Annotated in this window: 19 protein-coding genes; 9 read left to right on the forward strand and 10 right to left on the reverse strand. The window is 69.0% G+C overall.

Annotated elements, in window-relative coordinates; genetic code table 11:
• Nucleotides 1-72: 72 nt before the first annotated feature.
• The 3 genes from mobA to Y958_RS20030 all read left to right on the forward strand — a co-directional run bounded on the left by mobA (nt 73) and on the right by Y958_RS20030 (nt 2,206).
• Nucleotides 73-720 (forward strand): molybdenum cofactor guanylyltransferase MobA, encoded by a 648-nt coding sequence (gene mobA, locus Y958_RS20020; RefSeq protein ID WP_244909477.1) that lies wholly within the window; start codon nt 73-75, stop codon nt 718-720.
• Nucleotides 721-818: 98 nt separating this feature from the next.
• A complete protein-coding gene (locus Y958_RS20025) occupies nt 819-1,862 on the forward strand; it encodes a M4 family metallopeptidase (protein WP_211098632.1) in 1,044 nt (347 codons plus the stop codon).
• Between the two features lie 14 nt (nt 1,863-1,876).
• Entirely contained in the window at nt 1,877-2,206 is a 330-nt protein-coding gene (locus Y958_RS20030) for a protealysin inhibitor emfourin (protein ID WP_088873665.1), read from the forward strand.
• Nucleotides 2,207-2,558: 352 nt separating this feature from the next.
• Here Y958_RS20030 and Y958_RS20035 read toward each other — a convergent pair whose 3' ends face one another.
• The 6 genes from Y958_RS20035 to Y958_RS20060 all read right to left on the reverse strand — a co-directional run bounded on the left by Y958_RS20035 (nt 2,559) and on the right by Y958_RS20060 (nt 10,237).
• Nucleotides 2,559-3,650: an alpha/beta hydrolase gene (locus Y958_RS20035; RefSeq protein ID WP_088873666.1), complete on the reverse strand. Its 1,092-nt coding sequence runs from the start codon at nt 3,648-3,650 to the stop codon at nt 2,559-2,561.
• A 253-nt stretch (nt 3,651-3,903) separates the two neighbouring features.
• Nucleotides 3,904-5,154, reverse strand: a complete 1,251-nt coding sequence (locus Y958_RS20040; RefSeq protein WP_186291364.1) for a molybdopterin molybdotransferase MoeA — start codon at nt 5,152-5,154, stop codon at nt 3,904-3,906.
• Nucleotides 5,155-5,170: 16 nt separating this feature from the next.
• Nucleotides 5,171-5,701 (reverse strand): molybdopterin-guanine dinucleotide biosynthesis protein B, encoded by a 531-nt coding sequence (gene mobB, locus Y958_RS20045; protein WP_088873668.1) that lies wholly within the window; start codon nt 5,699-5,701, stop codon nt 5,171-5,173.
• Between the two features lie 178 nt (nt 5,702-5,879).
• A complete protein-coding gene (locus Y958_RS20050; RefSeq protein WP_145727681.1) occupies nt 5,880-7,562 on the reverse strand; it encodes a hypothetical protein in 1,683 nt (560 codons plus the stop codon).
• A 65-nt stretch (nt 7,563-7,627) separates the two neighbouring features.
• Nucleotides 7,628-8,653: a glycosyltransferase family 2 protein gene (locus tag Y958_RS20055; protein WP_186291365.1), complete on the reverse strand. Its 1,026-nt coding sequence runs from the start codon at nt 8,651-8,653 to the stop codon at nt 7,628-7,630.
• Between the two features lie 819 nt (nt 8,654-9,472).
• Nucleotides 9,473-10,237: an RluA family pseudouridine synthase gene (locus Y958_RS20060; RefSeq protein WP_244909478.1), complete on the reverse strand. Its 765-nt coding sequence runs from the start codon at nt 10,235-10,237 to the stop codon at nt 9,473-9,475.
• A gap of 225 nt (nt 10,238-10,462) precedes the next feature.
• Here Y958_RS20060 and Y958_RS20065 point away from each other — a divergent pair, with 225 nt between their 5' ends.
• From Y958_RS20065 to Y958_RS20080, 4 genes are all read left to right on the forward strand, one after another.
• Nucleotides 10,463-11,254 carry a DUF2076 domain-containing protein gene (locus tag Y958_RS20065; protein WP_088873670.1) on the forward strand — a complete coding sequence of 264 codons (792 nt, stop codon included), beginning with the start codon at nt 10,463-10,465 and terminating at the stop codon, nt 11,252-11,254.
• A gap of 143 nt (nt 11,255-11,397) precedes the next feature.
• Nucleotides 11,398-12,897, forward strand: a complete 1,500-nt coding sequence (locus tag Y958_RS20070) for a Do family serine endopeptidase (protein WP_088873671.1) — start codon at nt 11,398-11,400, stop codon at nt 12,895-12,897.
• 105 nt (nt 12,898-13,002) lie between these two features.
• Nucleotides 13,003-13,677, forward strand: a complete 675-nt coding sequence (locus Y958_RS20075) for a response regulator transcription factor (protein ID WP_088873672.1) — start codon at nt 13,003-13,005, stop codon at nt 13,675-13,677.
• Entirely contained in the window at nt 13,674-15,095 is a 1,422-nt protein-coding gene (locus tag Y958_RS20080) for a sensor histidine kinase (RefSeq protein WP_244410879.1), read from the forward strand. The genes Y958_RS20075 and Y958_RS20080 overlap by 4 nt, the downstream gene beginning before the upstream one ends.
• Before the next feature lie 27 nt (nt 15,096-15,122).
• Here the strand turns inward: Y958_RS20080 and Y958_RS20085 are convergent, their stop codons facing one another.
• Nucleotides 15,123-17,834, reverse strand: coding sequence for a glycoside hydrolase family 38 N-terminal domain-containing protein (locus tag Y958_RS20085; protein ID WP_186291366.1), 2,712 nt, complete (start codon nt 17,832-17,834; stop codon nt 15,123-15,125).
• A gap of 485 nt (nt 17,835-18,319) precedes the next feature.
• Here Y958_RS20085 and Y958_RS20090 point away from each other — a divergent pair, with 485 nt between their 5' ends.
• Together Y958_RS20090 and Y958_RS20095 are read left to right on the forward strand one after the other, a co-directional pair.
• Complete coding sequence (locus Y958_RS20090; RefSeq protein WP_088873674.1) at nt 18,320-19,915, forward strand: methyl-accepting chemotaxis protein; 1,596 nt, start codon at nt 18,320-18,322, stop codon at nt 19,913-19,915.
• An 88-nt stretch (nt 19,916-20,003) separates the two neighbouring features.
• Nucleotides 20,004-20,618: a class I SAM-dependent methyltransferase gene (locus Y958_RS20095; RefSeq protein ID WP_088873675.1), complete on the forward strand. Its 615-nt coding sequence runs from the start codon at nt 20,004-20,006 to the stop codon at nt 20,616-20,618.
• A 10-nt stretch (nt 20,619-20,628) separates the two neighbouring features.
• Here the strand turns inward: Y958_RS20095 and tcuC are convergent, their stop codons facing one another.
• The 3 genes from tcuC to Y958_RS20110 all read right to left on the reverse strand — a co-directional run bounded on the left by tcuC (nt 20,629) and on the right by Y958_RS20110 (nt 24,029).
• A complete protein-coding gene (gene tcuC / locus Y958_RS20100; RefSeq protein ID WP_088874119.1) occupies nt 20,629-21,915 on the reverse strand; it encodes an MFS transporter in 1,287 nt (428 codons plus the stop codon).
• A gap of 105 nt (nt 21,916-22,020) precedes the next feature.
• Complete coding sequence (locus Y958_RS20105) at nt 22,021-23,070, reverse strand: retropepsin-like aspartic protease (RefSeq protein WP_088873676.1); 1,050 nt, start codon at nt 23,068-23,070, stop codon at nt 22,021-22,023.
• A 17-nt stretch (nt 23,071-23,087) separates the two neighbouring features.
• Nucleotides 23,088-24,029 (reverse strand): aspartyl protease family protein, encoded by a 942-nt coding sequence (locus tag Y958_RS20110; RefSeq protein WP_186291367.1) that lies wholly within the window; start codon nt 24,027-24,029, stop codon nt 23,088-23,090.
• Between the last annotated feature and the right edge of the window lie 50 nt (nt 24,030-24,079).

The raw sequence follows: 24,079 nt of genomic DNA on the forward strand, positions 1-24,079 counted from the left end.
GGCCTCGGGCGGCCCGGTGGTTACGGCCACCACCCGCACCACCGTCGCCGACTTCCGCGCGGCTTACATTCCGTGAGCGAAACAACCCATATTCTGGGCCTAATTCTGGCGGGCGGCCTGGCCCGCCGTTTCGGCGGCGATGAGGTCCAGGCGGTGGACAAGGCGCGCCTGGTCCTGGCCGGCCGGCCCCTGCTGGCCCATGTGCGCGAACGCCTGGCCTCGCAGGTGTCAACCCTGACCTTGAGCGCCAACGGCGACCCCGACCGCTATCGCGACACGGGCCTGCCCGTCCTGGCCGACAGCGTGCCGGGCTACCCTGGGCCGCTGGCCGGCGTGCTGGTGGGACTGGAATACGCCGGCACCCAAGGCGGCCATACCCACGTGCTGAGCGTGCCGGCCGACTGCCCCTTCCTGCCCCTGGATTTGGCCGCGCGCCTGGCGGGCGCGGCGGCCCCCGACGGGGTGGCCTGCGCCACCTCAGGCGGGCGGCGGCATCCGGTGGTGGCGCTGTGGCCCGTGAGCCTGGCCGATCGCCTGCGCCAAGCGCTGGTCGGGGAGGACCTGCGCAAGGTCGGCGCCTTCCTGGCGCGCCAGCCCTTGGCCCTGGTGGACTTTCCGGTCCAACCGGTCGATCCCTTCTTCAACGTCAACACCCCGGCCGACCTGGACGCGGCGGCGGCCTTTCTATCCAAGGGATTAGCCCCACCGATCCAGGCATAGGGCCGGCCCAGGCGTAGATATGTCCTTGGCGGCTATTCCGGCATCCGGCGCCCGGTGCCACGCTGGTTCCCCCGATCCAGCGCTGAAAGGCCCGCCCCATGTGCCAGCACGCCGGCTGCCCCCCGCATGTCTGCTTCATCATCCCGCCGCACATGATGGAGCATGTGGCGACCAACGCCAGTGATCCCACCCTGCGCAAGCGGGCCTTGCACAACCTCTATCACCAGGGGCAGCTGCGCGGCATGCGCGCCAGCATGAACCAGTTCGCCTTCGCGGGCTTGGGCACAGGCACCAAGCAGCGCACCGTTTATGACGCCCAGCATGGCGGCGACCTGCCCGGCACGCTGGTGCGGTCGGAGGGACAGCCGGACGGCCAGGACGTGGCCGTGAACGAGGCCTATGCCTATGCCGGCCAGACCTATGATTTCTATCTGGAGGTGATGAAGCGCAACTCCGTGGACGACAAGGGCATGCGCCTGGACTCCACGGTGCACTACAGCACCGACTACGACAACGCCTTCTGGAACGGCCAGCAGATGGTCTATGGCGACGGGGATGGGGAGATATTCGACCGGTTCACCAAATGCCTGGATGTCATCGGGCATGAACTGACCCACGGCGTCACCCAGTTCACCGCCGGGCTGACCTATTCCAGCCAGTCGGGCGCCTTGAATGAATCCTTCTCCGACGTCTTCGGATCATTGATCAAGCAGTACGCCGCCGGCGACACGGCCGACCAGGCCGACTGGCTGATCGGCGAGGGCCTGCTGATCCCCAAGGCCGGCACCAACCGCACAGCCCTGCGATCGATGAAGGCGCCCGGCACCGCCTATGACGACCCGACCCTGGGCAAGGACCCGCAGCCCGCGACCATGAAGGACTATTACAGCGGCTCCGACGACAACTACGGCGTCCACATCAATTCCGGCATCCCCAACCACGCCTTCTACCTGGCAGCCACTGCCATTGGCGGCAAGGCGTGGGAGACGGCGGGCCTGATCTGGTACGAGACCCTGACCACCCGCCTGCAACTGTGGTCGGAGTTCAAGGACGCCGCGGCCGCGACGCGCGAGGTGGCCCAAAAGCACGGAGCCGCCGCCGCTAAGGCGGTGGACGATGCCTGGACGGCCGTGGGCCTTTGATCCATGCTGCCGCCATGAGCACCGACCAGGCCGCCGCGCCGCCCGTCCTCATCGAATGCCAGCGCCAGGGCGGCATCGCCTTCCCCCTGCGCCGGCCCACGATCAGCGTGGCGGTCGCGGGCCTGGATGAGGCCGACCGCCAGGCCCTGATGCGCCTGGTGCAGGCGGCCGACCTCGCATCGCAGCCCGCCGCCTTCCCCGCCCCTGGCTACCCGGACGCCCTGGAAACCCAGCTGACCGTGGCCTGGCCCGACCACAGCGCCACCGTGCGCTTCCGCGACGGCGACGGCCACCCCGCCCCGCTGGATGAGCTGGCCGGCTGGGTGCTGCGACATAAGCGCTGAATTCAGGCGAACAAGCTGACGCGACACACGCAATAGGTTGCCCCCTCCCCCTGTTGACCATACCCTGTCCGCAACCGAGGAGCAGGAGGGCCGGGCATGGTGCGGCAGGCCTCGACCACCGAATTATCACAGGCAACCAACAGGGTAGCGCACACGCAGTAGGTTGTCGCCGCCGCCGTTCACCGGCATGCTCGGCGCCGTCACCAAGGGTGGTGGACTGGGTCGATCCGCTTACCCATAGGATGCACGACGAAGGCCCGAGGCGGACGAAAGGCAACCGCGATGCTGCGCAAGACCCTGTTCCTGCTGCTGGCCCTGCTGGCCTTGGTCGCCTGAGCCCTTTCGCACGGCACTACCTGTCGTTCGGCCGGTCCAGCTCCCGCGTGAAGAAGCGGGCCATGACGTCGTAGGCGGCCCGCGCCTCCGGCGATTCGGGGTCGGAGAAGAAGGAGTGGACCATGCCGTCCCAGACGTGCAGCTCCGTCCGCGCGCCGGCCCTTTCCAGCAAATCCTGGCTGCGCAGCGTGTCGCTCATCATGAAGTCGCGCGTGCCGGTGATCAGCAGGGTGGGCGGAAACTTGGCCAGCACCTCCGGCGCCACGCCCGGCAGCACCAGGGGGTCCTGGGCGTTGGCGCCCTGGAAATAGGGCAGGTCGATCAGGCGCAGCCCGGGGCCCGGCAGCTGGCCGCCGTACAGGGCCGACCAGGCCTGGGAATCGCCGCCGCCGTCCAGCACACCGGCGCAGAAGATACCGATGGCGCCCGGCCGGGGCAGGCCGTGGGTCTGGAACCAGGCCACCGCCTCCGCCGTCAGGATGCCGCCGGCGGAACAGCCGTAGATGCCGATGTTCTGCGGCTTGTAGGTCTTCAGCAGGTCCTTGTAGACGGCAGCCACATCCTCGCTGGCGGCGGGGAAGCGGTGCTCCGGCCCCTGGCGGTAATCCACCGTCACCACCTTGATCCGGGACAGGGCCGCCACCGGCACGGCTTCCACCAGCCCGCCGGCCCCCGCCCCCCACAGGAAGGCGCCGCCGTGCAGGTTGATCAGCACCCGGTCCGCCACCGCCGGCCCTTTGGCCGGCGCCACCACCTGGGTGGGCACGCCGCCCATGGTCTGGTCGGTCACGGTGACGGGATAGAGCGCCCGCAACCGGTTGGCGCGGTCCGTATTCATGCGATCGTAGAAGGTGCGGCTGGCCGGCACGTCGGTGATGGGCGGGGCGTGCACGTCGGCATAGCGCTTGAACCAGTCCCGCGCCTCTGGCGACGCGTAGGAGGAGAAGGGCAGGACCAGGCTGCCCGGCGCCAGCGGCAGGGTGACGCTGCCATCCGCGCCCACAGGTGAGGACGGGGCATCGGCCGCCTGGGCCGCGCCGGTGAACAGCAGCGCCGCCGCCATGAGGCCTGCGCGTGCGATGGCATGGATGGATGTCGTCCTGGTCATGTCCCCTCCCTGGGCCTTGTTTTGCCGCAGGATACGGGAAATGACATCGATACCATAGCGCTTATATGCGTGGCATTTGATCGTGATCGCTCAAATGCCCCCTCAGCCGCCGGGCGGCCACATCCGTGGCCTTGGCTATCCTCGCTGCGCCCTGCGGTGCTCGCTCCGGCGGACGCAGTCGCATCCTACAGCGGCACGAGCCAAAATCTCGCGCCGCTAGTATTACCCGGGGGCGTTCATGGGAGCCGCGTCTTCAGAACAGCCCCTGCAGGGGAATGACCGTCAGCGGGTCGCCCGGCCGCAGGCTGTCACATGCCTCCTCCACCTCCGCCACGGCGTCGGCCAGGGCCAAGGAGGACAGGGCCGCGCTGCCGCCGGCACCGGCGAGATGGGCCACGGTGTCGTCCCCCTCCTGCCGCAGGACCACGCGCAAATACTCGCGCTTGCCGGGGGCGCGGCCGTGGGCGAAGCCGCAGCGCACGGTGATGCGGGGCGGGTCGGCGATGGTCTCGCCCGACAGGCGCTGCACCAACGGCCGGCCCAGCGCGAGAAAAGCGGCGAAGGCGGCGAAGGGGTTGCCGGGCAGCCCGAGGAAGGGCGTGTTCCCGACATGCCCCCCCTTGATATGGCCGAACGCCAGCGGCTTGCCCGGCTTGAGGGCCAGGCGCCAGAAGTCGATGCCGCCCAGGGCCGCTACCGCCGTCTTCACATGATCCTCCTCCCCGGCGGAGACGCCGCCGCTGCTGACGATCAGGTCGGCCCTGAGGCTGGACAGGGTTGCCGACAGGACCTCCCGGTCATCGCCGACGATGCCGGCCGGCACCACGCGGCAGCCCAGGCGGCGCAGCAGGGCGGTCAGCAGGGGGCCGTTGGCGTCATGGATAGCGCCGGGGGCCAAGGGCGTGCCGGCCGGCCGCACCTCATTCCCGGTGGACAGCAGGGCCACCGTCAAGGGTGCCCGCACCGCCAGGGTCCGCTCCCCCAGCGCGGCGGCCAGCGCCACGGCCGCCGGCGACATCCGGCGCCCCGCCGGCAGGGCCACCGCGCCCGCCGCGATATCCTCCCCCACCGCGCGGCAATGGCGGCCGGGGGCAAGGCCGGGCGGGACCAGCAGCACGTCGCCATCCAGGTCCGCATCCTCCTGCATCAGCACGGTGTCGGCGCCATCGGGCAAGGGCGCGCCGGTGAAGATGCGCACGGCGGTGCCGGGCACCAGGGGGCGGGGCGCGTCCCCCGCCGCGACCCGGCCCGACAGGGGCAGGCGGACCGGGGCCGCCGCCCCAGCGACATCGCGGTGGTCCAGCGCATAGCCGTCCATGGCGGCCTGGGCGAAGGGCGGCAGGCTCAGCGCCGCCACCACATCCCGGGCCAGGACGCGGCCGTCGGCCGCATCCAGCGCCACGGCCTCGATGCCGGCGACGGGGGCGACCGCGCGGAGCAGGCGCTCCCGCGCCTGGTCGACGCTGAGCAAGGTGTCGGGGTAGCAGTCGGCGGCGCCTGGCATGGGAATGGCCCGTTTCTCAGTCAGCGCACGGCATGCCGCCAGGGGGCAGGCCGACATGGGCCAGGATGAAGGCGGCGATGTCCACAACCGCATCCAGGGGGAAACGCCGCAGGCCCGCCGGCACCTCCACCGGCAGCGGGCCGTCCGCCGCCAGGGCCACGATGGTGGGGTCGTCCGGGAACAGCGGCGCCTTGCCGTTTTCCGCCCGCCAGATCTCCAGTTTGGGAATGGGGTCGCGCTTGAAGCCTTCGACCAGAACCAGATCCACCGGCGACAGCTTGGCGACAAGGTCGGCCAGCGTCGGCTCGGCCGCGCCGCGCAGCTCATGCATCAGGGCCCAGCGCTGGGACGAGGCCACCAGCACCTCGGTGGCGCCGGCCGTGCGGTGGCGGTGGCTGTCCTTGCCCGGCTGGTCCACGTCGAAATCATGGTGGGCGTGCTTCAGGGTGGAGACGTCATAGCCGCGCCCCGTCAGTTCCGGGATCAGCCGGACCATCAAGGTGGTCTTGCCCGAACCGCTCCACCCCGCAAGGCCGAACAGCTTCATCTGGCGATCTCCCTTGTTTATGCCTTTGATCTTGGACGATCAAAGGCCCCTCAATCGCCGGGCGGCCACATCCGTGGCCTTGGCTTCCTCGCGTTTCAGTCCGCTACGCTTCCCAAAACGCTCCGGCGGACGCGGTCGCGTCCTAGTACCGGCTGAGACGTTGTACAGGGGCCGCGCCCTACTGCGGCGGCTCCCGCAAATCACGCACATAGGCCAGCACCTCCCCATCGCGCTCGATGCGCACGATGTCCTGGCCCGCCGGGATTTCCTTGCAGGCCCAGCGGGTGAAGGCAAGGTAGAAATCGACCGGGCCGGTGTTGCGGCGCGTCGGCTTCCAGGCCGGCGGCAGGTAGTGGAACACTGACGTGGGCGGGCCGCAAACGCGGATGCGGTAGGGCTGGGTCAAGGCCTGCGGACCTTCCAGCTTCACCATGGTGTCGGTCAGGCGCTTGGCCGCCTCGGACAGGGAACTGCCCCAGTAGTCCAGCTCGAACTTCGGGCCGGCACCGCGCACGCCGCCCACGAAGCGGTTGAACCAGATGGTCTCATAGGGGTGCAGGTGGACCATGAACCCGACCTGCACGGCGGCGCAGGCCACCAGCAGCGCGGCCATGAAGGGGTTCAGCCAGAAATTGCGCGGCCAGCGCAGGGGCAGGCGCGTCAGCAGGCCGTTCAGGCCCAGGCCGGCGGCCGTGGCCAGGGGCGGCATCAGGAACAGCATGTGGCGGATGCCATCGTACAGCACGGCGTCCGTCGCCACCACGGCGGCCGGCGGCAGCAGCACGGCGGTGGTCAGCGCCACGCCGTCCAGGCGCACGCCCGCCGGGAAGGGCCGGCGCAGGGCGGCCACGACACCGAAGGCCGCGATCGCGGCCAGGCCCAGCAGTTCCACCTCCGGCAGCTTCACGCCGAAACCCACGGGCAGGTACCACCAGGGCAGGTTGGTGGTGCGCACCTGCACCCCGGCGAAGGTGAAGGTGAAATCCATGGGAAACTTGGAGAACTCGGCCAGCGCCTCCATCGGGTGGCGCAGCGGGTTCACCTGGGCCCACGGCCACGCCGCCACCATGACGACATAGGCGATGGGCGCGGCGATCCACATCCGGCGCACCAGGCGCCAGGCCGTGGCACCCGTCTGCCGCGCGGTGTCACCGGCGAGCACGCCCTTGGCCAGGTGGGCCAGCAGCGTCAGCATGATGGGACCGGCCAGCAGCACCCCGCCCACGCGGATGCCCAGCGCCATGCCGAAGCACAGGCCCAGCATGGCGACGGAGCGCAGCGACGGCCCCTTGGCGTCGGCGTCCAGGCTGCGCCCCACCCGCACCAGCCAGGACAGGGTCCAGGCGGCGGCGACGGCGAACGGCACGTCCTTGGGGTTGGCGAAGGAATGGCCCCACCAGTCGGGAATCAGCAGCAGGCACAGGCCGGCGATCAGCCCGGCGCGCGCGCCCGTCTCTTCACCCGCGATATCCCTGGCGATGCGGCGCACGGCCAGCACGCCCAGCAGGCCGGTCAGGCCACCGATCAGGCGGCGGGTGGCATAGACATCCAGCGGCAGCAGGTTTTCGAACAGCGCCTCGACCGTGTCGAACAGGGCGCCGTAGAGGTAGAGGTTCTGGAATTCCAGGACCGCGCGGTCCTTGCCCAGCGAGGCATACCATTCCAGCGCCCGCTGGCCGTATTCCACGTGCAGCGGCTCGTCAAACGTGATGCCGAAGTCGGGGAAGGTGGAGGACACGACCGCGACCGCCGCCGCCATGACCAGCCAGAAGACGACATCCCAGAGCGACAGGCGGCGCCACAGGGGCGCACCCAGCCGCGCGCCGGCCGGCACCATGCGCCCGGCGCCGATGGACGGCATTCCAGATGCTGCGTGCGGACGGCCAGCGGCCGGCGTGTCAGGGGAACGGAGGAGGGGCATGGAGGTCAGGGATGCCCCCCGGCGCCACCCGCGAGTGGCGCATCATCGAAGCCCACCTTCTCGTTCACCAGGTACATCGGGCGGCCCTTCACCTCGGTGAAGACGCGGCCGAGATAGTCGCCCAGGACGCCCAGGCCGATGAGCTGTACGCCCCCCAGGAACAGGACCGCCACCATGAGCGAGGCGTAGCCGGGCGTGTCACGCCCGAACATGATGGTCTTGGTGATGATGACCAGGCCGTAGAAGAAGGAGGGCACCGACAGGGCGATACCCAGCCAGGACCAGACGCGCAGCGGCACGTTGCTGAAGGAGGCGACACCGTCCAGGCCGAAGCGCAACAGGCGCCAGAAGTTGAAGGAGGTGGCGCCGGCATGGCGCTGCGCCACCTCGAACGGCACGGCCACCTGGCGGAAGCCCACCCAGCTGAACAGGCCCTTCATGAAGCGGTTGCGCTCGGGCATGGCGTTCAGGGCGTCGACCACGCTGCGGTCCAGCAGGCGGAAGTCACCAGCGCCGCGCGGCAACGTCACCTCGGACAGATTGTCCAGCAGGCGGTAATAGATCTTGGTCAGGAAGCGGCGCAGCCACGGGTCGGTCAGCCGGCTGGCGCGCACGCCATAGACCATCTGCATGCCCTGGCGCCACTGCTCCACGAAAGTGGCGATGGTCTCGGGGGGGTGCTGCAAATCGCCGTCCATCAGCACGACGGCGTCGCCGACGGCGTGGCGCAGGCCGGCGGACATGGCCGCCTCCTTCCCGAAGTTGCGCGACAGGCGCAACAGCTTCAGCCGGGGTTCGAGCGCCTGGTGGCCCCTGAGGGCGGCGAAGGTGCCGTCGCGCGAGCCGTCGTCCACGCAAATGATCTCGAATGGCAGGCCGATGCCTTCCAGCACCGGGACCAGGCGCTGGAACAGGGCGGCCAGGTTGCCTTCCTCATTATGCATGGGGATGACGATGGACAGGCGCTTGGCCGCAGGTGCCGCCGCCTGCTGCGCTTTGGAACCGGACGCGGCCGAGAGGGAGGTCAACATGGGAGCGGTATCTGACTCGGGTTCTGACAACGTGATCATGCAGCGGCGTCCGCCTCACGGAACTCTATCGCATCATCCGCGGCGATGCGGAAGGGTTCCGGACGCAAACGGCACCAAACGGCACCCCAAATAGCCAAGCCGCGGGTGCCCAAGGCGTTCCCCCGCGGCCCCAACCCTATCCCAGGAAGGTTAACGCCCAGTCTACAGTCACGCAGGGCGCCTCTCGAAGGCAGCGGAGTCGGAATCGGCGGGAACGGCAGGGTGCCGGCGGGGCACGGCAATGGCTTATGGCGGCTTATGGCACGCCCGAAGGGCAAAAATGTGACGACGCCCGAAAATCGTTATGCCCGGCATCCTTGTCAGGATGCGGTCAGCTTGGCGTGGCACTGTCCCCTTGTCGCCAGCCGATGGAGACGGCGACAGCCCCGGACGGGAGCCCCAACCCCCCGCCCGCGGCGCCGTCTCCTTGGCTGGTGGCACCGGCGCCCGCTCGTTCTAGACCGCGAGCGACTTCCCGTCCCTTCTGCCCCAACCGAGAGGGCGGGAACGGCGCCGGCAAGTACCCGGGCTGGGGTTCTAGACCACCCTGCCCGGCGGACGTTCCCCGTACCTGCGGAGATCGGGCCGGCGTCCTGGCCTGTCCGGTCGCGTAGTGGATCTACCTCAAGCCAAGGCGGTCTGCTGCCGTCCTGTCTTGAATTCCTTCCAAGCCTACTGGGTCGGTGGTGCCATGCCACCGACCTTTTCTCTTTTGGCCGCCCGGCACCGTCGGCGACAGTGCTTATACGCCGCCCCCGGGCCAACCCGTCGTCGCTTCGGTCATCTGTGTTCCGGGGTAAAGCCCAGGCGTCGGAAAGTGGCGGCCAGATGCGGGGACAACGGCGCCGTGGCCTCCAGCGGCGGCTCGGACGGGGCCCACCACGGCAAGGCCACCCAGCGGGCGTGCAGGTGCAGCGGGATGGCCGGCGCCGGGTCGCGGCCGCCTTCCACCCGCCAGTCACGGCCATAGATGGGATCGCCCAGCATGGGCCAGCCCATGGCCTCGCAATGCACCCGCAGCTGGTGCATACGACCCGTGCGCGGCGTCAGCTCCAGCCATGACAGGACCTGCCCGTCCGAATCGGTACCGGTGGCCATGAGCCGCCATTCGGTCAGGGCGTGCTTGCCCTCCTCATGATCCACCATCATGCGGGAACATCCCGGCACCGGACGCTTGATCAGCGGCAGCTCGATACGCCCCTCGGCCGTCTCCGGCCGGCCCTTGACCACCGCCCAGTAGCGCTTGCCCACCCGGCCCGCCAGGAACAGCTTTCCCAGGCGGGTGGACGCCATCTCGTTCAGGCCCAGCACCAGGCAGCCGGTGGTGTCCTTGTCCAGGCGGTGGGCCAGGCGCGGCGGCGGCGCGCCCTCGGCTACCAGCCAGGGCAGATAGCGTTCCAGATGGTCGGTGGACTTGGTGCCGTAATGCACCGGCAGGCCGTAGGGCTTGTCCACGACCAGGACGTCGGCGTCCTGGTACAAGACGCGGGCGCGCATCTCGTCAGGCGTGTAGGCGGGCGGCGCCAGGGGGAGCATGATGGCCATGGGCAGACGGCGTGCCCCGGCGGGGCATCCTCGGCAAGTCAAAAGGAAGAGGCGTTCCTATCGCTTTAGGCCCGCCGCCGCATGAAAAAAACTTAATCCTGCTGCCACGGGCTGGAAAGTCTGTCCCGACCATGATCATCCTCGTTGCGGCGGGCGATGATCGCCCCATGTTAGTTGGGCCGCCGTGTTAAGACGGTAACAAAGGAAAGCAGTCGAGGAACCATCATGACCCCGAAGGACCGCGAAGATTTGACAGCCATGCTGGCGCGTGTGTCCCGACTGGACGGCATGCCCCGCGACCCTGAATCGGACCGCCTGGTGGGTGAGGCGCTGTCGCGCCAGCCCGCCCTGCCCTACATCATGGCCCAGGCCCTGCTGGCCCAGCAGGAGGCGCTGGTGGATGCGCAGCGCCGGCTGGCCGACCTGCAGCAGAACGCCGCCAGCCGGCCGCAGGGCGGGCCCCCGCCCTTCACCGGCCAGTCCAGCGGCCAGTCGTTCAACCAGCCTCCGGGGCAGCCCGCCAGTCAGCCCTCCGGCCCCTGGGGCCAGTCCTCCTACCCGGCTCAGCAGCAGCCCCAGCAGCCCTACGGCCAGGCCTACGCCGCGCCGCAGCCGGCATACGGCCAACCGACCTACGGCGCGCCGCCCGCCTACGCCCAGCCCCGCAGCTTCATGCGCGGCATGTTCGAGACCATGGCCGGCGTCGCTGGCGGCGTGCTGGCGGCCGACGCGGTGGAATCCCTGTTCCGGGGCGGCCATGGCGGCCTGGGCGGCGGCTTCGGGGGCGGTTCCCCCTGGGGGGCCGGCTATGGCGGCGACCGGGTGGAGGAAACGGTGATCAACAACACCACCGTCAACGAGACTATCGTTAATGAGAACGGCGACCGCTACGACTCCGGCCGCCAGGACGCCAACTACCGTGACGACGCCTATCGCGACGACAACAGCGGGTATCAGGACGCCAGCTACGACAGCGCCGACGACGGCGGTTTCGACGATGGCTCCATCGATACCTGAGCCCCTGATATCTCAGCACCGGCGGCCGATCCGCAATCCGGCCGCAATTCCCTGACCTCATCCTGCGGAACCCGGCCCATGCTGGGCAAGTTCCGGACGCTCAAAGACCAAGAAATACCATTCGTGAAAGCGAGCTTGAGACCATGACCTCCCTGCCCACCGTTCGCACCGCCAAGAAGCGCTTTCCCCGTCTGGCCGTCACTGCGCTGGCCATCGGCCTGATGACCGGCACCGCGCTGGTGGCACCGCCGGCCGCCATCACCGCCCACGCCGCCAGCCCGGCCTCCCTGCCCAGCTTCGCCGACCTGGTGGAGAAGGTGACGCCGGCGGTGGTGACCATCACCGCCGCGCACAAGGTGACGACGCCGCAGGTGCCGCAGGAACTGCAGGAGATGATGCGCCACTTCGGCCTGCCGGACGAGGCGCTGCCGGGCGGCGGCCGTGGCGGCAACGGCCGCCCGCGCATCGAATCCGCCCTGGGCTCGGGCTTCGTCATCGACCCCAGCGGCTACATCGTCACCAACCGCCACGTCATCGAGGGTGCCGACGAGGTGAAGGTGCACTTCCAGGACCAGACCGACGACGTGCCGGCCAAGATCGTGGGCCAGGACGAGCGGTCGGACCTGGCGCTGCTGAAGGTCGAGCCCAAGAAGCCGCTGCAGGCCCTGGCCTTCGGCGACAGCGACAAGATGCGCCCGGGTGACTGGGTGATCGCCGTGGGCAACCCCTTCGGCCTGGGCGGCACCGTCACCGCCGGCATCGTCTCGGCCCGCGGCCGTGACATCGACGCCGCCAACCTGAACGACTTCCTGCAGATCGACGCCTCGATCAACAAGGGCAATTCCGGCGGCCCGACCTTCAACGCCAACGGCGAGGTCATCGGCATCAACACCGCCATCTTCTCGCCCACCGGCGGCTCGGTCGGCATCGGCTTCGCCATCCCGTCCAACGTGGCCAAGCCGGTGATCGAGAAGCTGAAGGCCACCGGCCATGTGCAGCGCGGCTATCTGGGCGTGACCCTGCAGGCGGTGACGCCGGAGATTGCCGACAGCCTGGGCCTGAAGGAGCCGAAGGGCGCCATCATCAACGCCGTGTCGCCCAAGAGCCCGGCGGAGAAGGGCGGCCTGAAGCAGGGCGACGTGGTGCAAAGCATCAACGGCAAGTCCATCGACAACCAGCGCGACCTGGCCCGCAACGTGGCCGGCATCGACCCGGGCAAGACCGTGGACCTGGGCGTGCTGCGCGGCGGCAAGGCCATCACCGTCTCCGTGAAGCTGGGCGAGGCGCCCAACAGCGGCGACAAGGACAACGGCCCCGGCGGCTCCACCTCGCCGGACGGCAAGGGTGACAACACCTCCGTGGCCGGCCTGAAGCTGGGCAAGCTGGACGACCGCACGCGGGAGCGCATGGGCCTGGACAGTGACGCCCAGGGCGTCGTCATCGTCGACCCCGGCAAGGACGAGCTGGGCCTGCGCCCCGGCGACATCATCGCCAGCGTGAACAACGAAAGCGTGAAGGCGCCGGCGGACGTGAACAGCCAGGTGGAAAAGGCCAAGAAGGACGGCCGCAAATCCGTCCTGCTGCTGGTCCGCCGCGGTGACCAGCAGATGTTCCTGCCCCTGCCCGTGACGCCCAAGGGCTGATGCGTCTCCGGGATGCCAAGTCCCGATCCATGAAGACTTGAGGGGCCGGGCGGAACACCACCGCCCGGCCCTTTGTCTAGCGCCTCCCCAACCCAGGTTCCCCCCATGAAGATCCTAGTCATCGAGGACGACGCCCAGGCCGCCGCCTACATGCTGAAAGGCCTGAAGGAGGCGGGGCACGCCGTGGACCACGCGCCCGACGGCACCCAGGGGCTGTACCTGGCAGGAGCGGAGCATTACGACGCGCTGGTGGTGGACCGGATGCTGCCCGGCCGCGACGGCCTGTCCCTGGTCAGCCTGCTGCGCGCCGCCGGCAACGACACGCCCGTGCTGGTGCTGAGCGCCCTGGGCAGCGTGGAGGACAGGGTGACCGGCCTGCGCGCCGGGGGCGACGACTATCTGACCAAGCCCTACGCCTTTTCCGAGCTGCTGGCCCGGCTGGAAAGCCTGGGACGCCGCCGGGCCGCGCCGCAGGCCCAGGCCACCAAGCTGGTGGTGGGCGACCTGGAGATGGATTTGCTGGCCCGCACGGTGAAGCGGGGCGCCAAAGTCATCGACCTGCTGCCACGCGAGTTCCAGCTGCTGGAATGCCTGATGCGCAACGCCGGCAGCGTGGTGACCCGCACCATGCTGCTGGAGCAGGTGTGGGACTATCACTTCGACCCGCAGACCAACGTCATCGACGTGCACATCGCGCGCCTGCGCCAGAAGGTGGACAAAGGCTTCGACCCGCCCCTGATCCAGACCGTGCGGGGGGCCGGGTATTGCTTACGTCCGTGAAACGCCCGGCGTCAGAGGCGGCGGGCGGCGACCTGCCGTCCGACCGGCACCGACATCTGGGCCGGCTGCTGCGCACCACCACCTTCCGCTTCGCCCTGATTTATCTGGGGCTGTTCATTGGCTCCGTCCTGCTGGTGCTGTGGCTGATCTACTGGTCCACGGCGGGGTTCCTCGCTGGCCAGGCCGACACCGGCATCCGCGAGGACATGCAGGCCCTGGCCGACCGCTACCGCACCGGGGGCATGGCCAGTCTGGCGGAGGCGGTGAACGAACGCGGCATGGGCAACGCCTCCTCCATCTACATCCTGTCGGCGGGCTCGGGCGCCACCCTGGCCGGCAACCAGTTCTGGCCCAAGGGCGTGGACGAGGCCGGCTGGGCCAACCTGCCGGTGAAGGATCCCAGCAGCGGCCAGGTGCGGCCCGGCGACGTGCGCGCCCTGATCGCGGTCCTGCCCGGCGGCTACCGGGTGCTGGTGGGCCGCGACCTGGGCGAGGTGCGGGTGCTGCGCGAGCGGCTGGAGCGCGTCATCGGCTGGAGCATGGGCCTGGCCCTGGTGCTGGGCCTGGTGGGCGGCCTGGCCATGAGCCGCGTCTGGCTGCGCCGCCTGGATGGCGTCACCCGCACGGCGGAGGCCATCCGCGAGGGCATGCTGGTCAGCCGCGTGCCCCTGACGGGCAGCGGCGACGAGTTCGACCAGCTGGCCCACACGCTGAACGCCATGCTGGACCGCATCGAGGCGCTGGTGGCCGGCATCCGCCATGTCAGCCAGGGCATTGCCCACGACCTGCGCACCCCCCTCACCCGCCTGCGCACGCGCCTGGAACTGGCCTTGATGCACGACACCGTGGAGAACCCGCGCGAGGTGCTGGAGGCCGCGATCGAGGAGGTGGACCATCTGCTGGCCACCTTCCGCGCCCTGCTGGCCATCGCGGAGGTGGAATCCGGCGGCAACCTGCCCATCGCCCCCGTGCCGCTGGACACCCTGGCGCTCAGCACCGGTGAGTTGTACGACGCGGTGGCGGAGGACCAGGGCATCACCTTCACCATGGCGGTGGAGGCCACCGGCCCGGCCGCCACGGTCCAGGGCAACCGCCAGCTGCTGGGCCAGGCGCTGGCCAACCTGCTGGACAACGCCCTGAAATATACGCCCGAGGGTGGCCATGTCAGCCTGACCGTCACCGCCGATGGTCCATCCCGCGTGAAGGTGACCGTGGCCGACAACGGCCCCGGCATCCCGGCGGAGGACCGCGAGCGGGTGCGCGAGCGCTTCTTCCGCCTGGACCGCGACCAGGCCCGCCCCGGCAGCGGCCTGGGCCTCAGCCTGGTGGACGCGGTGGCCCAGCGTCACGGCGGCACCCTGGTGCTGGACGACAATGGCCCAGGGCTGAAGGCCCAACTGCTGCTGCCGGTGGGGTGAGGTGTCCCACCCGGAAAACCGGTGGCCTCAGCTGAGCTGCAGGGTGGTCAGGGCGTTGGTCATCGTCAGGGTGACGGTCCCCCCGCTGAGGCTCACCCCCTGGTCCGGCCCTGTCCATGGCCCCTCCGCCGCCGTGACCGCCACCGCCTGCGACGGCGCCAGGCCGGCCCCCAGCGTGACGGTCACGTCCTGGGCCTGATTGGCCGGGGAATAGAGCCGCAGCACGACGCTGTCCGAATTGGCGGCGAAGCTGCCGGGTTTGGCGGCGGTCAGGATGGCGGTACCGGTGGTGACGGCGGCGATGCTGTCCCGCTGGGGCAGGCCGTTGGTGACACCCGTCTGGCTGGGCAGCAAGGCGCCCCGCAGCGGGGTATTATAGGACAGCGCCTCCTGCAAGGGCGCGCCGCTGTCCGGTGTGCCCAGCCCCCCCGGCACACGCAGGGCGTACGCCAGGGTATGGGCTCCGGTATCCGTCCCGCTGGCGCCGTGGCCGCCGCTGGTGGGCGTGTTGCGCATCAGGCAGCCGACCAGCGCGCCGTCCGCGTCATGGGCCCAGGCCGGAATGCCGCCGTGGTAGAGGGCCGCCAGCGTGTCACCGGCCTGATCCTGGGGCAGCACGAAGTTGTGGGTGGCCTGGAAGGTGGGCGGCCCCCAGAAGGGCTGGCCGGCATCGGTGCGCAGGGGCTGTTGCGTGGTCCAGTGATAGGGCGTGCCGTGCACCAGGCCGGTCACCGCCGCCGACAACGGGAAGCGGGCCATGACGGAATAGCCGGACGGCGCCTGGCCCGTGGTCACCATGCGCAGGAACGGCTCTCCCGCCACCAGCTCATAGTCGCGGGTGTAGCGGATCGTCGTCCCATTCACCGCGTACGCCACGACGGTGCGCAGCCTGACCCGCACGGGGCCCGTCTCCAGCACCACGGCACCCAAGCAGGCGCCGGTGGTGGTGGTGGCGACGTCCGTATCGGGGTGGAAGGGGTAGGTCCCATCGACATATTCGTTGCCGAACTGGTAGAGCCCGCCCTGGTCGACATAGAAGGTCATGTCGTTGCCGGTGCCCGAGAGGATGTCGGTGCTGGTCGACTGGTCGACCAACGATTCCACACCCCAGTTGGCGGCGGGCGAGATGGTGGCGATCAGATAATCGTTCTGCAGCACGTAACCGCCGCCGCTGGTGGCCGGCGTGATGCTGACGGGGGGCGTGCCCTTCGTCCCAGCCCCGCTGGAGAAGCCGGCGGACAGGCTGCCGCTGGCGTCATAGCCCAGGCTGTCGACCGTGGCGATGAACAGCATCTCCCCCTCCGAGGAGATCTGGGCCGCGCTCTGCTTGCCCTCGAAGGTGACCTGGTCCAGGCCGGGCACGGCCACGTCGGATATGGCGACCAGGCCCGTGCGGGCGAAACCCAGGGAATTGGCCACCAGCACGGGATACTTATCCTCGCTGGGCGCCATCATGGAGGCCAAGGCGTTCAGGGCCGTGGCACGCAGACCGGCCGCCGTGCCCGCCACACCACGCAGCAGGGGCAACTGTTCGGTGGCGTAGACGGCATCGTTGGCGGTGCCGCAGATATAATCATGGTGCGTGCTGGGCAGGAAGGCCATCCAGGCCGCCGCCAGATCGTCCCAGAAACCGGTGGGCAGGGCGTTGTTGTAGGTGGTGTCGCTGGGCCGGGTCAGCAGCCCGAACACCTCGGCCGCCACCAGCGCGCGCAGCGCCCGGTTGTGCAGCGTCTTCAGCGCCATGCGGCTGGCGTAATAGCCGGTCCAATACGGTGTGCCGTTGTAGGGCGCCAGCAGGGGCAGGGGATAGTCGGCCTGGTTCTGCTGCAACTGGGTGATGAAGGTGTCGAAGGTCCCCAGCGTCACCTGCGTGTTGGTCGCCTGGGCGCCGCCGCCGAACACCTGGTTGTCGTTCCACTGGGTGACGGCCGCCTGCAGCCCCGTCAGCGGCGTGCTGAAATCGTTGTCGATGGGGATGTAAAGGTAGGGGGTGGCCGCGGCACCGTACTGGACCGGGTCGCTGTCCTGGGTCGGCAGGTAGGCGTTGGTGAACAGCGAGATTTGAGAGGCCTGGGCGGGACTGCCCAATTGGTTGCCGAAGGCGTAACTGTCGGGCATCCAGTGCGTGATGGCGGTCGACCCGTCCGAAGCCTGCCAGGTGAAGTCGAAATGAGTGGCCGGCCAGTCCTGGCCGGCGGGCGATTGGGTCGGGTCGGGCACCGGGCAGGTGCTGTTACTTCCCGGCAGGCGGGAGAAACCGATACCGGTGAAGCCCAGCGCCTGGGTCAGCACGGGCAGTTCCGGATCCTGGCCGAAATCATCCGGGATCCAGCAGTGCGGCTTGGGCGTGATGAAGGGAAGCGCCTGTGACAGCCACACATGGCCCACGAGGTAGTTGCGCAGAAAGGCTTCCCCCGCGCAGACCAGGCAATCCGGCGAGGTGATGCCGCCGCCCAATACCTGGAAAGTGTCGCCGCTCTTTAGCACCTGCTGCAGCGCGCTGACCTGGTCCGGCGAAACGTCGATGTAGCGCTTGAAATACCCCATCTCGCAGATGGTGTAATAATAGGTGACGTCATCGACCGTGGGGGCGGACACGTTGGCGATGGCCTGGTCCAGGATGGCTTTCACCCCTTGTCCATACTTGTAGTACCAGAAGTTCTGCTCGAAGGTGTAAAGCCAGTCCCAGTCCAGGTGGGCGGACTGGTCCAGATATAGAGTATAGGGCGAAATCGACATGGGGCCTCCACCGCCAAAACGGCGCCCTCTTCGGGGCATCTGACCCTGATCAGCAGACCACAACCCAGAGTCGATATTCTGCTAATTTATTGCAGCTCTACCTTCAGGGTATCCAGCGTCGCCGCACCGAACCGCACCCTGCCCGGCCGGCGTACCCAATAAACGCTACCCCGTTTCCCGGAACGATATCATGAGCGACGCGGCCCGCATCATCGACCTATACCGGCGCCACGGCCTGGCGTGGGAGGCCCCTGGCTGGACCGCTTCCTTGCCCTGGCGCCGTCTGGACCGATATTGAATCTGGGGTGCGACCAGGGTGGCGCTGGGCCATCGCGTCCACCAGGCTGGGGCTGCTGCTGTCGGTGGTTAATTCACTGAACTGACGCTATCCGTTCGCGCGCCCCTTTTTAGGTACTCCATTAAGCATCGCTTCAGAGTCCAGGCCGCAGAATTCCGCGAATGAATATTCGAGGGACCGTCCTGCGATGCTGAATGACGTGAAGATTGGGGTTCGCCTCACTCTCCTGGTGGGTTGCTTGGCGCTTGTCGCCGTCTTGACCGGCTTCATGGGTCTGCGCGGGGCCTGGACCGCCAACCAGGACCTTAAGAGCGTTTACGAGGACCGCACGGTCGCGCTGGCCGACCTGACCGCCGTTCAGGACAACCTGTACCGGCTGCGCGCGGCGCGCGGCGCCGGCACGACCACCGCCGGCGCCGACAAGGGTTTGGACGCGGCCTGGTCCCACTACATGTCGACTTACCTGACGCCGGAAGAAGCCGGCCTGGCGCGGGCGTTCGAGCCGGCCTACACCGCGTATCGGCAACTGGCCGGTGGCGACACCCAGGACCGGGAGGCCTTTGATCGGGTGATGGAGCGGCTGGCGCCGCTGACCGCCCTGCAGGTCAACGAAGCGAAACGGATTTTCGACGAGTCGGTGGCGCGCTTCAGCCGCACCATGATCCTGACCGTCGGCGTCAGCGCGCTCGGCATCGTCGGCGGCATCATCCTCGCGCTTATCGTCGTCCGGTCCGTGACCGGGGGCATCAGCGGCATTATCACCGTCATGTCCCGCTTGACGGCCGGCGACACGACCGTAGAAGTGCGGGGGCTGGGCCGCCAGGACGAGATCGGCGACCTGGCCCAGGCCGCCGAGGCGTTCAAGCAAAGCACCCTGCGCGTCCGCGCCATGGAAGAGGCCGCGGCACGCGAAAAGCAGGAGGCCGAGGCGCGGCGCAAGGCGGCGCTGCTGGGCATGGCGTCCCGTTTCGAAAGCTCCGTCAAGGGGGTGGTCGACGCCGTGGCGGGCGCCGCCACGGAAATGCAGGCCGCGGCCCAGACCATGGCCGCCACCGCCAAGGAAACCAGCCGCCAGTCGCAGACGGTGGCCGGCGCCGCCGATGCCGCCGCCGCCAACGTCAACACCGTCGCCAGCGCGACCGAGGAACTGTCGGCTTCGATCGGCGAGATCAGCCGTCAGGTGGCCCGGTCCTCGACCGTGGCATCGGCGGCCGTCGCCACCACCGACGAGACGGTCGGAACGGTCACCACCTTAAAGGGCTCCGCCGCCGACATCAGCGCCGTGGTGGCCTTGATCAGCGAGATCGCCAGCCAGACCAATCTGCTTGCGCTGAATGCGACCATCGAGGCCGCCCGCGCGGGCGAGGCGGGCAAGGGGTTCGCGGTCGTCGCCAGCGAGGTCAAGGCCCTGGCGACCCAAACCGCGAGGGCCACCGAGGAGGTCGCGACACGCGTCAGCGACATCCAGCGCGCCTCCAACGCGGCCGGCCAATCCATATCCGCCATCGCCGACACCATCGGGGAGATCAGCGGCATCGCCGCCGCGATTTCGGCTGCCGTCGACCAGCAGAGCGCCGCGGCGAACGACATCGCCGGAAGCATCACCCAAGCCGCCGCCGGCACCAGCGAGGTGTCCAGCACCATCGCCAGCGTCACCCAAGCCGCCGGGGAAACCGGGGCCGCCGCCACGCAGGTGCTGGCCGCCGCGCACAGCCTGTCGACCGAGTCCGAGCATCTGCGGCGGGAGGTGGCGGAGTTCCTGGCGACGGTGCGCGCCGCCTGACCGGCACCGGTGCCCTTGTGCCGCCGCCCCGCTTGGCCTATCGCTGGATGGGCCAGGATGGAAACAGGCCGCACCAAGGATTTGCCCCGTGGACGACGACGCCGACCGCATCATCGACCTGTACCGGCGCCACGGCCTGGCGTGGGAGGCCGACCGTCAGGCCGCCCAGCGCCGCCGCCCCCACATGGAAGGCCCCTGGCTAGACCGCTTCGTGGCCCTGGCGCCGCCTGGACCTATATTGGATCTGGGCTGCGGCGGTGGCGACCCCATGGCCACCTACCTGGTGGCGCGGGGCCGCGCCGTCACCGGCGTGGACGCTGCCCCCGCCCTGTTGGACCTGGCCCGCGTCCGCATGCCGGAGCAGGACTGGCGCCTGGCCGACATGCGCGGCCTGGATCTGGGCCGGCGCTACGCCGGCATCCTGGCATGGAACAGCTTCTTCCACCTGGATTTCGACGACCAGCGCGCCCTGTTCGCCGTATTCCAACGACACGCCCTGCCCGGTGCGGCCTTGATGTTCACCAGCGGCCCCCGCCACGGCGTGGCCATGGGAGACTACGCCGGCGAGCCGCTATACCACGCCAGCCTGGACCCGGCCGAATACCGCGTCCTGCTGGACGCGCACGGCTTCGATGTCGTGGAGTACCGCGCCGAGGACCCGGACTGCGGCCGGCACACCGTGTGGTTGGCGCGGGGGAGATGACACCGCCCCCTCATCCCTCCGCGTGCTGCTTGGCGAAGCGCGTGCTGACCGGCACGGCCACCAGGCCGCAGAACGCGGCCGCCGACAGCCACAGGCCCGGCATGGCGGCGTTGCCGCCGTGCTTCACCAGATAGGTGCTGACGAAGGGGGTGAAGCCGCCGGCCGCGGTGGCCAGGCTGTAGGCGAGCGAAAAGCCCGCCGTGCGCACGGCGGCGGGCACGATCTCGGTCAGGTAGACCACCATGGCGCCGTTGTAACAGGCGTAGAGGAAGGACAGCCACAGCTCCACGCCCAGCAGGCGGCCGAAGCTGGGCGCGTCGGCCAGCCAGCTCAAGGCCGGGTAGGCGGTGGCCAGCGCCAGCACGGTGCAGGCTACAAGGATGGGCCGGCGCCCCACCCGGTCGGACAGCGCGCCCGACAGGGGCAGCCACAGCAGGTTGCTGGCGCCCACGGCCAGGGTCACCAGCAGGGCGTCCATGTCGCTGAGGTGCAGGGCGTCGCGGCCGAAGGTGGGGGTGTAGGCGGTGATGAAATAGAAGGACACGGTGGTCATCAGCACCAGGCCCACGCCCGTCAGCACCACCCCCCAGTTGGCCGCCACGGAGGCCAGGATCTCCCCCACCGTGGGCCGGTGCTTGCGCGCCAGGAAAACCTCCGTCTCGGTCAGGGACCGGCGGATATGGAACAGGAAGGGCACGATCAGGCAGCCCACCACCAGGGGGATACGCCATCCCCAGGCCTGCATGGTGTCGGGCGGAAGGTAGAAGGTCAGCGCCACGCCGATCAGCGCCGCCACCATGACCGCCACCTGCTGGCTGGCCGACTGCCAGCTGACGTAGAAGCCCTTGCGGCCCGGCGTCGCGATTTCCGACAGATAGACGGAGACGCCGCCCAGTTCCACCCCCGCCGACAGGCCCTGCACCAGACGGCCCAGCAGCACCAGCAGGGGCGACAACAGGCCGATGGTGGCGTAGCCCGGCATGAGCGCGATGGTGATGGTGCCCACCGACATCAGGCCCAGGGTCAGCAGCAGACCGTCGCGCCGCCCCTTGCGGTCGATATAGGCGCCCAGCGCCAGGGCGCCGATGGGTCGCATGAGGAACCCGGCGCCGAAGGTGGCGAAGGTCAGCAGCAGGCCGGCGGTGTCGCTGCCCTTGGGGAAATAGGCGCGGCTGATGGCGCCGGCGAAATAGCCGAACACCATGAAATCGTACATTTCCAGGAAGTTGCCGCTGGCGACCCGCACCACCGTCATCACCTGGTGCCACCGCTCTCGGGACACCGCGACGGCCGGCATCACATCCTGAGTCATATTTCCACCCAACTGTTATTCCACCATCCCTTCGCGACATCACCCTGCCACGGCAGGCACGAGGTCGCCAGGGGACTGTCCAGATGGGTATCAATCGCCGGCGGCGGGATCGCGTTCCGGTTCGGGCGGCGGGCCGCCGGGGGCCGGTTCGGGCGGTGGGCCGCCGGGGGCCTGTTTTGTGAACGGCGTGAAGATGGGGCCCCGGTTCGCCGCCCCCGGTTCATCCAGCAGCGTGAGATAGGCGCGGCCGCGGCTGTTGGCCAGGTAGATGTGATGGGCGCGGATGAAATCCAGGCCCAGCAGCATGCCGTGGAAATCCGCGCGCTGCACATCCTCACAGCCGCCGAAATCACCCACGCGCAGACGGACCGGGCGCAGCACCTCGTCGCCCACGGTGAAGCGGTCGAAGGTGCCGATCCAGGTGGGCACAGCCTTCTTGCCGATGCCGTGGCTGTCGGCCCCGGCCACAACGCCGGGGTCCGTCTCGTGTACCCCGGCCAGGTGGGCGACACAGGCCTGGACGCTGCTGCTGGGCGCGCCCGTGTCCAGTTTGGCCCAGAATTCATAGCCGTTCAGGGCGACACGCAATTCGTTGCCGATGCGCCGCCCCTGAGGCAGGCGCATCGGCACCTCGGCATAATGGTCCGACCAATAGGCCAGCGGCACATCCTCGCAATTCTCCGGGCGCAGCATGCGGACCATGCCATGAGCCACGTCCAGCTCCAGATCTGCCTGGCTGAAGAAGTCCTGGCCCAGCAGGAGGTCCGTGTTGGGGCCCAAATCTTTGTCCAGGATCTGCATATTCATGGCGTCGGCCCGCCAGTCGCCGATGGTCAGCGAGCGTACCGGCACCGACCCCATGGCCGCCGTCCCGCCGATGCCCTTGCCGTGGCCTAGCGAAGCCAGCAGCTGGGGATCCAGCTCCAGGCGGCGGGCGGCCGCCAGGGGAATCAGGGTCTTGTAGGACCCGGTGTCGAGGATGATGCGGATAGGCTTGCCGTTGATTGTGCCCTCGGCCACCACCCGCCCGCCTTCCAGGCGCACCGGCAGTTCCATTACCTTGGCAAGGCCGCAGCGGCCCGCATCTGCGGCCAGGGCCGGCAAGGGAGCGGCGAGAATGCCTGCCAGAAGGGCCGCCAACCGTATCCCGGTCTTCCTCAATTCGCGGCCGCCTGTTGCGGCGGCGCGAAGACAGGGCGGGCTACGTTGGTGAAATAGATGCTGCCCTGGCTGTTAGCGATGTAGATGCGGTGCGCCTTGATGAAATCCATGCCCAGCATCATGCCGAACATCTCCGTGGCATCGGGGTCGAAACCGGCGGAAAAATCGCCGAAAGCCAGGCGAGCGCCCCGGATTGTCTCCTCACCGATGGCGAAGGTATCGAAGGTGGCGATCCAGGTGGACACCGACTTCCTGCCTACGCCGTGAAAGGTGGGGCCCCGTGCGACGCCGGCCCCGTCCTCATTGACATTGGCGCGGCGGGCGGTGCGGGTGAACAGCTGGGTGGCCACGGCACCGGTGTCCAGCAAGGCCCAGGTTTCGTAGCCGTTGATGGCCACCCGCACCTGGTTGTGACGGCGTACACCCCCGTTAAGGACGCGCAGGGGCGCCTGGGCGTAGGTCTGGGCCCAATAGGCCAGCGGCACGCCGGCGCAATCCCGGGGCCGGAAGAAGCGAACGGCGCCGTTGGCCACGTCCAGCTCGATATCGTATTGGGCGAAGATGTCCTGGCCAAGGATCATTTCGACGCCCGCCGCCGGGTCGTCATGCTCCGCCACGTGAAGGATGGTATTGGCCGCCCACCAGTCGCCCGCCGCCAGTTTTGAAACCATCACCATACCCATCCGCACCTCGCCGCCAATGCCGTGCACACGGTCATTGCCGGTAAGCTCCAGCCCAAGCCGTTCCGCGCCAGACTTCGATATCGTGGTGAGGTCGGCGCCGGTGTCCAACAGCGCCCGTACCGGCTGGCCGTTGATGGTGGTTTCCACCAGCGCCTGGTTGTGTTCCAGGCGCAGAGGCAGTTCGGCCACCTTCTCCAGTTTGCAATCGGCGGGATCGGCCAATGCCGCCGGCGCGGCAAGCGCCAAGGCCGACATCAGAAAGACACCTAAAAGGGTGAATCGCATGCCGACCATTCCCATAAGGT

Origin of the sequence: Nitrospirillum viridazoti CBAmc (assembly GCF_000730165.1) — a bacterium.
Lineage (GTDB): Bacteria > Pseudomonadota > Alphaproteobacteria > Azospirillales > Azospirillaceae > Nitrospirillum > Nitrospirillum viridazoti.